8 protein-coding genes are annotated in these 6,120 nt (G+C 60.2%); 4 read left to right on the plus strand and 4 right to left on the minus strand.

Annotated elements, in window-relative coordinates:
- Positions 1-10 precede the first annotated feature (10 nt).
- Both HX812_RS30645 and HX812_RS30650 read left to right on the plus strand, forming a co-directional pair.
- Entirely contained in the window at positions 11-652 is a 642-nt protein-coding gene (locus HX812_RS30645; RefSeq protein WP_033902680.1) for a LysE family translocator, read from the plus strand.
- A 119-nt stretch (positions 653-771) separates the two neighbouring features.
- Complete coding sequence (locus tag HX812_RS30650; protein WP_016975135.1) at positions 772-1,299, plus strand: DUF4142 domain-containing protein; 528 nt, start codon at positions 772-774, stop codon at positions 1,297-1,299.
- Positions 1,300-1,353: 54 nt separating this feature from the next.
- On the opposite strand, the gene HX812_RS30655 is transcribed toward HX812_RS30650, so the two are convergent.
- The 4 genes from HX812_RS30655 to HX812_RS30670 all read right to left on the minus strand — a co-directional run bounded on the left by HX812_RS30655 (position 1,354) and on the right by HX812_RS30670 (position 3,800).
- Entirely contained in the window at positions 1,354-1,779 is a 426-nt protein-coding gene (locus tag HX812_RS30655; RefSeq protein WP_038842343.1) for a low affinity iron permease family protein, read from the minus strand.
- Between the two features lie 82 nt (positions 1,780-1,861).
- The gene (locus HX812_RS30660) at positions 1,862-2,362 is read right to left on the minus strand and encodes a methylated-DNA--[protein]-cysteine S-methyltransferase (RefSeq protein ID WP_028619316.1); all 501 of its coding nucleotides are present in this window, start codon (positions 2,360-2,362) and stop codon (positions 1,862-1,864) included.
- Positions 2,363-2,441: 79 nt separating this feature from the next.
- Positions 2,442-2,762 carry a hypothetical protein gene (locus HX812_RS30665; RefSeq protein WP_038842347.1) on the minus strand — a complete coding sequence of 107 codons (321 nt, stop codon included), beginning with the start codon at positions 2,760-2,762 and terminating at the stop codon, positions 2,442-2,444.
- Between the two features lie 144 nt (positions 2,763-2,906).
- The gene (locus HX812_RS30670) at positions 2,907-3,800 is read right to left on the minus strand and encodes a LysR family transcriptional regulator (RefSeq protein ID WP_038842349.1); all 894 of its coding nucleotides are present in this window, start codon (positions 3,798-3,800) and stop codon (positions 2,907-2,909) included.
- Between the two features lie 95 nt (positions 3,801-3,895).
- Here HX812_RS30670 and HX812_RS30675 point away from each other — a divergent pair, with 95 nt between their 5' ends.
- Positions 3,896-5,059 carry an MFS transporter gene (locus HX812_RS30675; RefSeq protein WP_038842354.1) on the plus strand — a complete coding sequence of 388 codons (1,164 nt, stop codon included), beginning with the start codon at positions 3,896-3,898 and terminating at the stop codon, positions 5,057-5,059.
- Positions 5,056-6,120, plus strand: a 1,065-nt coding sequence (locus HX812_RS30680) for an MFS transporter (RefSeq protein ID WP_178949148.1), incomplete at its 3' end; no start/stop codon positions are given. The genes HX812_RS30675 and HX812_RS30680, both read left to right, overlap by 4 nt.

Here is a 6,120-nt window from a genome sequence, read left to right on the forward strand (position 1 = left end):
AGTCGCGCCCATGACCCCATCCTTGCTGCTCGCCGTACTCGCTTCAGGTTTCATCTACGGTATTACCCCGGGGCCTGGGGTGTTGGCCGTGTTTGGTATCGGTGCCGCCCGTGGTCGTCGGGCCGGTGCGGGTTTCTTGTGCGGGCATCTGCTTGGGGATGTGGTGTGGTGCTCCACGGCGCTGATCGCCATCGTCGGCGCGCGGGAAGTGGGCAGCAGTGCGTTTGATGTGCTCGGCGTGCTCAGCGGCCTGTACCTGTTCTGGCTCGGCTGGCGCGCGATCCGTACCCAGCGTCGCAGCAGTGATGCGCCTCAGGGCGCGGCGCGGCATCCGTTCTGGCACGGCATCCTGTTCGGCCTGACCAACCCCAAGGCGTACCCGGTGGCGGTGGCGACGTTTACGGCGTTGTTGTCCAGCCGTGCCGAATTGCTGACCTGGTCGATGCTGCCGTCGCTGATCTTCCTGAGCTTCGTCGGCGGCCTGCTGGCCTACGCGATCCTGATCGGCGTGGTCGGCGCGCAGAGGGTGCGTACGGTGTATCAACGCCATGAAATCCTGATCACCAAGCTCTGTGGTGTGATGTTTATCGGCTTCGCCATCAATGCCCTGGCGCACGCGTTGCCGGGCCTGTTTGGCAGCAAACCCGCTTGATTTGACGATGACCGTTCGTCGCACTGGCGAGTTTTTTCTAAACCTTTGCCGCCCTGAAAATTCGAATTGAGGGCGGGGTGTGTTCCCCCGCCCTTATTTTCAGCCTGGAGGAACCCATCATGAGCCGCATGGCTATCCGGTTACGCACCGCCAGTTTCGCGATGCTGCTGGGCCTCGGCGCCAGCAATGCTTTCGCCCAGTCGCCTGCTGAATTCATCGAGCAGGCTTCGGCCAAGGGTATGGCCGATATCGAAACCAGTCGCATGGCCCACGCCAAGACCTCGTCCCAGGAGATCAAGGACTACACCATCGAGGTGATCAACGAGCGCACCCTGGCCAACCAGCACCTGGCGGCCATTGCCAAGAAGCTCGACCTGCCGGTGGCGCCGCGCGAGAAGATCGTCGACAAAGCCGAAACCCTGATGCCCGAACTCAAGGACGGCGACTCGTTTGATGCGGCCTACACCGCGCAGCAAGTGAAGGAAAATGAAGACGCCATCGCGCTGTTCAAACAGGAAGGCGCGGCGTCGGATGTGCCGGAAATAAAAGCGCTGGTCGACGAGACGCTGCCCAAGCTGGAAGAGCGTTTGCAGAAGGCTCGGGCCTTGGCATCGACTTACGGTAAAGGTCATCAAGGCGACGGTTAAGTTCGTCATCTGAAATAAAAAAACGGCGGTTGGATCAGATCCAACCGCCGTTTTTTATGCCTGGTTCAAATCGGTTTTGGTCGGTGCCGCATCGTCGGCAGCATGACCGCAGCTGCTGTTCAGGCTCACCGTGCCGGTGTTGCCGATGCTGCGGTATTCCTGGCGCAGTTTTTCCAGTTCCTTGCGATCCAGGCCATCCAGGCTGAGTACGGCATTCTGTGCATCCTTGGACACGCGCAGCAGTTCATCGATCTTGATATGCAGGATGTCGTTGTCGCGGTTTTGCGTGTTCTGGATCAGGAACACCATCAGGAACGTGATGATGGTGGTCGAGGTGTTGATGATCAGTTGCCACGTATCGTTGTAGTGGAAATACGGCCCGCTCAGGCTCCACGCCAGGATCAACGCCACCGCCGCGTAGAACGTGCGCGGGCTGCCGGCCCAACGGGACAGGGATTGGGAGACTGCGGAGAATTTCATGACCGTTTTCCTTGGAAGGGGGTGATGAAATAATGGACCGCAGGGATTCTTTGAAATTTCTTTTTACATTTGCTGAGGGCCTTCAGAACGCCAATTCAGCCTGGCCTGTACCTTCCAGCGCAAGCAAATACTGCTTGGCCTCCAAGCCTCCCGCAAAGCCGGTCAACCCGCCTGACGCGCCAATGACCCGATGACACGGCGCAATGATCGAGATGGGGTTACGCCCATTGGCGGCGCCCACTGCGCGTACGGCTTTCGGGTTGCCGATCTGCTGGGCGATCTGGCTGTAGCTGCGGGTTTCGCCGAAGGGAATCGTTAGCAGCGCCTGCCAGACTTGTTTCTGGAAGTCAGTGCCGGCGAAATCCAGTTCCAGCTCGAAATGGTTGCGGGTGCCGGCGAAATACTCCTGCAACTGGCGTTGGGTTTCCACCAGCACCGGGCTTTCAGGCGCTTCGTACAATTCACCCAGGCGTACACGGTTGGCGCGCTCGGTTTCCCACAGGATGGCGCTGAGTTTGCCGTCGCGTGCCACCAGGGTAAGTTGGCCGACCGGGGAGGGCATGAGTTTGTATTCGTAGGTCATGAGCGGGCTCCTGAAGGTGGGTGTAGTGGGAGTCTAGAGTGGAGCGCTGATCGGCAAACTACGTTTCTTGCGATCAAATTCAGCGCCGCCAGTAGAGCCACTCCGAGAACGCCGGATAAGCGAACAACCACGCGATGTAACCGAGGGCCATCAACACCGAGGGCATCGATAGCAACACCGTTGAGAGGATATTGAGCAACGTGATCACCATCGCCGTCACCTTCAGCCCCGTACTGGCGTACCGAACCGCGAACCAGACGCCATAGCCTGAAGTCCCAAGGGCTAACAGCACACCCGTTCCACCCAGCCTCATCAACGAGATCATCAGCGGCAGGATCAGTACCAGGCCGATCACCTTGTAGGCGGGGCGTCTTGAATGGCTGGGTTTGAGTAGGAGCATCGTTACCTTTCCTGTTGCAGCACTTTAAAATCTACCCTCAAAAGGGTACTAACCACCAAAGCTTGGTAATCAACGCGATCGCATCCTTTCATAGTGAACGACAGATAGAGACGTACGAGGGCTCTTTTAGAACCTTTAAATACGCTATCTAGGCTGTATCACTCCATTTATGACATTCATAAAGGCTTGGATCAATAAGTTGTGTTCTTGTTTTCGGGTAAGAACTAACAGTTGCGCACACGCATCCACTTCCGCCAGCGGCCGGTACGTCACGCCTTTATTCATCAAGCTCTGCGTACATGCCGGCACCAACGCCACACCTTGTCCGGCGGCCACCAGCGCAATGATCGACGTGATCTGCCGGCCGGTCGGGCCTGGGCGCAAAGGCTGGCCGTGATGCCGATAAAGCTGCTCGATGGACTGGTTGAGCCCCGATCCATAGTCCGCCGGAAACAGGATCAACGGGTAGGCACTGAGCTGCGCCAGGTTGACGCTTGCCTGGCGAGCCAACGGGCTCTCACTGGACACGGCGGCCACCAGCCTTTCTTCGCCCAGGGACAGCGCTTGCACCGCTTCGCCTTGCGGTAACAGGCGACTCAAGCCGATATCCAGCCGCCCATCTGCCACCTGCGCACCCAGGCTGCCGGAGGCGCATTCCACCAGGGTCAATTGCACATCGGGAAAACGCAGGGCAAACGCCTGGATCGCCTGGCTGAACAGGTCCGACAGCGCGATCGAACTCACGTACCCCAGCGTCAGTTGCCCCGCAGTGCCCGCCGCCAGTTTGCCGGCGATCACTTGCGCCAACTCAACCTGCTCCAGCACACCACGGGCGTAGGGCAGGAACGAGCGGCCTTGCGCGGTGAGGCTGACCGTGCGGCTGGTGCGATCAAACAACTTGAAGCCCAACTCGGTCTCCAGCGCCGAGATCTGGCGTGTCAGCGGCGGCTGCGCCAAGTGCAGGCGAATGGCCGCGCGGCCGAAGTGCAATTCCTCGGCGACCGTCAGAAAGTAACGCAGCTTGCGTAGGTCGAGCATCCTGATCCTTGGGTATCGATCGGTCCGAAATCGGTATTGGTTCTAGACCTGCCGGCCATTCTATAAAGACCTCACAAAATAAAACGAGAGGTTTCATGAAACCGCGCCTGCATTGTGCCCGTCTTGCCCTGTTCCTGTGTGGCTGCGCGGCGTTTCTCAACCTGTATGCCACCCAGAGCATTCTCCAGACGTTCGCCGCGCAGTTTCACATCAGCGCCAAGGCGGCGGGGTGGAGTATCACCGTGACGACCTTGGCGGTGGCGATCACTGCGCCTTTCGTCAGCCGGCTGACCGGGCGCTTTGAGCAACGCACGGTGATCAGCGCTGCGGCGTTGTTGCTGGCGGTGCCAGCGTTGATGACAGCCTATGCCGACAGCTTTGCCGAGGTGCTGGTGTGGCGCTTTGTGGAGGGCATGCTGATTCCGGTGGTGTTCGCCACCAGCGTGGCTTATATCGGCGACCGCTGGCGTGGCGGCACGGTCACGGAGGTCACCAGCCTTTACGTGGCCGGGACGGTGTTGGGCGGGTTTGCCGGGCGCTTCGTCACGGGCGTGATGACAGAGTACGTGGGCTGGCGCGAAGCGTTTGAGATGTTGGCGGTGTTAAGCCTGATGGTGGGTGGGTTTATCCAGTTCCTGTTGCCGGTCAGCCGTGCGCGCTCCGTGAGGGTTGAAACTGCGTTTTCGGCGGTTTTTCGCAAGCCTTTATTGGCCGCTTACGCGGTAGGTTTTTGCGTGCTGTTTTCCCAGGTGGCGGCGTTTACCTACGCAGGTTTGTATCTCGGATTACCGCCGTTCAGCCTGGGGCCTGCGGCGTTGGGCACGCTGTACATGGTGTTCCTGCTGGCGCTGATCGTAATTCCCATCGCCGGCCGCCTCAGCAAGGCCCGGCCACATGCTGAACTGCTGAGCGTGGCTGCGGTGCTGGGTATTACCGGCTCCGCGCTGACGCTGTTGCCCTCTTTGTGGTGCATCGTTGCAGGCCTGGCCCTCAGCTCGACTGGCGTGTTCCTGGCCCAGGCGGCGGCCAACGCATTCACCACCGCGACCGCAGGTGACAACAAAGCAGGCGCCGTGGGCGTGTACCTCACCTGTTACTACCTGGGCGGCAGTTGCGGTGCGATTGTCCCGGCGTTGATCTGGGAGCGTTGGGGCTGGGCCGGGTGTGTGGTGCTGATTATTGCCTTCCAGGTGTTGACCTTGTTGATCGCGCTCACTGGCTGGAAGCCCGTTAAACCTCAACTGATCGCGACGCCATGAACGACACCTCAAACCGCCGCCGTACCTTGATCGCCGGCTGCAGCGCCCATGCCGTGCATGATGGCCTTACCGATGTCATCTACGTGCTACTCCCAATCTGGCAGGCGCAGTTTGCGCTGTCCTACGCCCAGATCGGACTGTTACGCGGTGCCTATTCCGGGATGATGGCAGTGTTCCAACTCATGGCCAGCCGCGCCGCGAAACGCTGGGGCCGGGTATTGATGCTGGTGGGCGGCACAGCACTTGCCGGTGCGGCTTATCTAATGGTGGGCCAAGCCACTGGATGGGTGATGTTGCTGCTGGCACTTCTGTTAGGTGGATTGGGCGCCAGCACCCAACACCCGCTGGCCTCTTCGATGATCAGCGATGCCTACGAGGGCGGTGGCGGAATCAAGCAGGCGCTGTCCCAGTACAACTTTTCCGGCGACATCGGCAAAACGCTGATTCCGGGCTTGATTGGGTTGCTGCTCACCGTCATCAGCTGGCGTGCCAGCGCGACGTTGCTGGGGTTGCTCGGCTTGGCAGCGGCGGGGTTGCTGTGGTGGTTGGTTCCTGCAAAAGCATCCGAATCCATCTCAACAAAACACACCAAATCCTTCAGCGGAAGTGGCTCCGTCACCGGCCTGCGCGCCTTGATTCTCACAGGCACCCTCGACAGCGCCGTACGCATGGGCTTTCTCACCTTCCTGCCCTTTCTGCTGCAAGCCAAAGGCGCGGGCACTGCCGGTATTGGCCTGGCCCTGACGCTGTTGTTTATCGGGGGCGCATTCGGCAAATTGCTCTGCGGTTACCTGGGGGCGCGCATCGGCATGATGAAAACCGTGTGGCTAACGGAAACCAGCACCGTGTTGCTGATCGTTGCCGCCGTGTATGTGCCGCTGGCCGGGTTGATGGCGATGCTGCCGTTATTGGGCCTGGTGCTCAACGGTACGTCTTCGGTGCTGTACGGTGCCGTGCCGGACCTGGCGGGCGCGGGGAAGCGGGAGCAGGCGTTTGCGGTGTTCTACACCGGCACCATCGGGGGTGGTGCGCTGGCGCCGGTGGTGTTCGGCGGGGTGGGG

The sequence above is a fragment of the Pseudomonas sp. IPO3749 genome (assembly GCF_013386605.1).
GTDB lineage: Bacteria > Pseudomonadota > Gammaproteobacteria > Pseudomonadales > Pseudomonadaceae > Aquipseudomonas > Aquipseudomonas azotoformans_A.

What these genes read in the sequence shown, in the direction of transcription:
- HX812_RS30675 (WP_038842354.1), top strand. Translation starts at nt 3,896, where the DNA reads ATGAAACCGCGCCTGCATTGTGCCCGTCTTGCCCTGTTCCTGTGTGGC.
- HX812_RS30660 (WP_028619316.1), bottom strand. Translation starts at nt 2,362, where the DNA reads ATGACCTACGAATACAAACTCATGCCCTCCCCGGTCGGCCAACTTACC.
- HX812_RS30670 (WP_038842349.1), bottom strand. Translation starts at nt 3,800, where the DNA reads ATGCTCGACCTACGCAAGCTGCGTTACTTTCTGACGGTCGCCGAGGAA.
- HX812_RS30650 (WP_016975135.1), top strand. Translation starts at nt 772, where the DNA reads ATGAGCCGCATGGCTATCCGGTTACGCACCGCCAGTTTCGCGATGCTG.
- HX812_RS30665 (WP_038842347.1), bottom strand. Translation starts at nt 2,762, where the DNA reads ATGCTCCTACTCAAACCCAGCCATTCAAGACGCCCCGCCTACAAGGTG.
- HX812_RS30655 (WP_038842343.1), bottom strand. Translation starts at nt 1,779, where the DNA reads ATGAAATTCTCCGCAGTCTCCCAATCCCTGTCCCGTTGGGCCGGCAGC.
- HX812_RS30645 (WP_033902680.1), top strand. Translation starts at nt 11, where the DNA reads ATGACCCCATCCTTGCTGCTCGCCGTACTCGCTTCAGGTTTCATCTAC.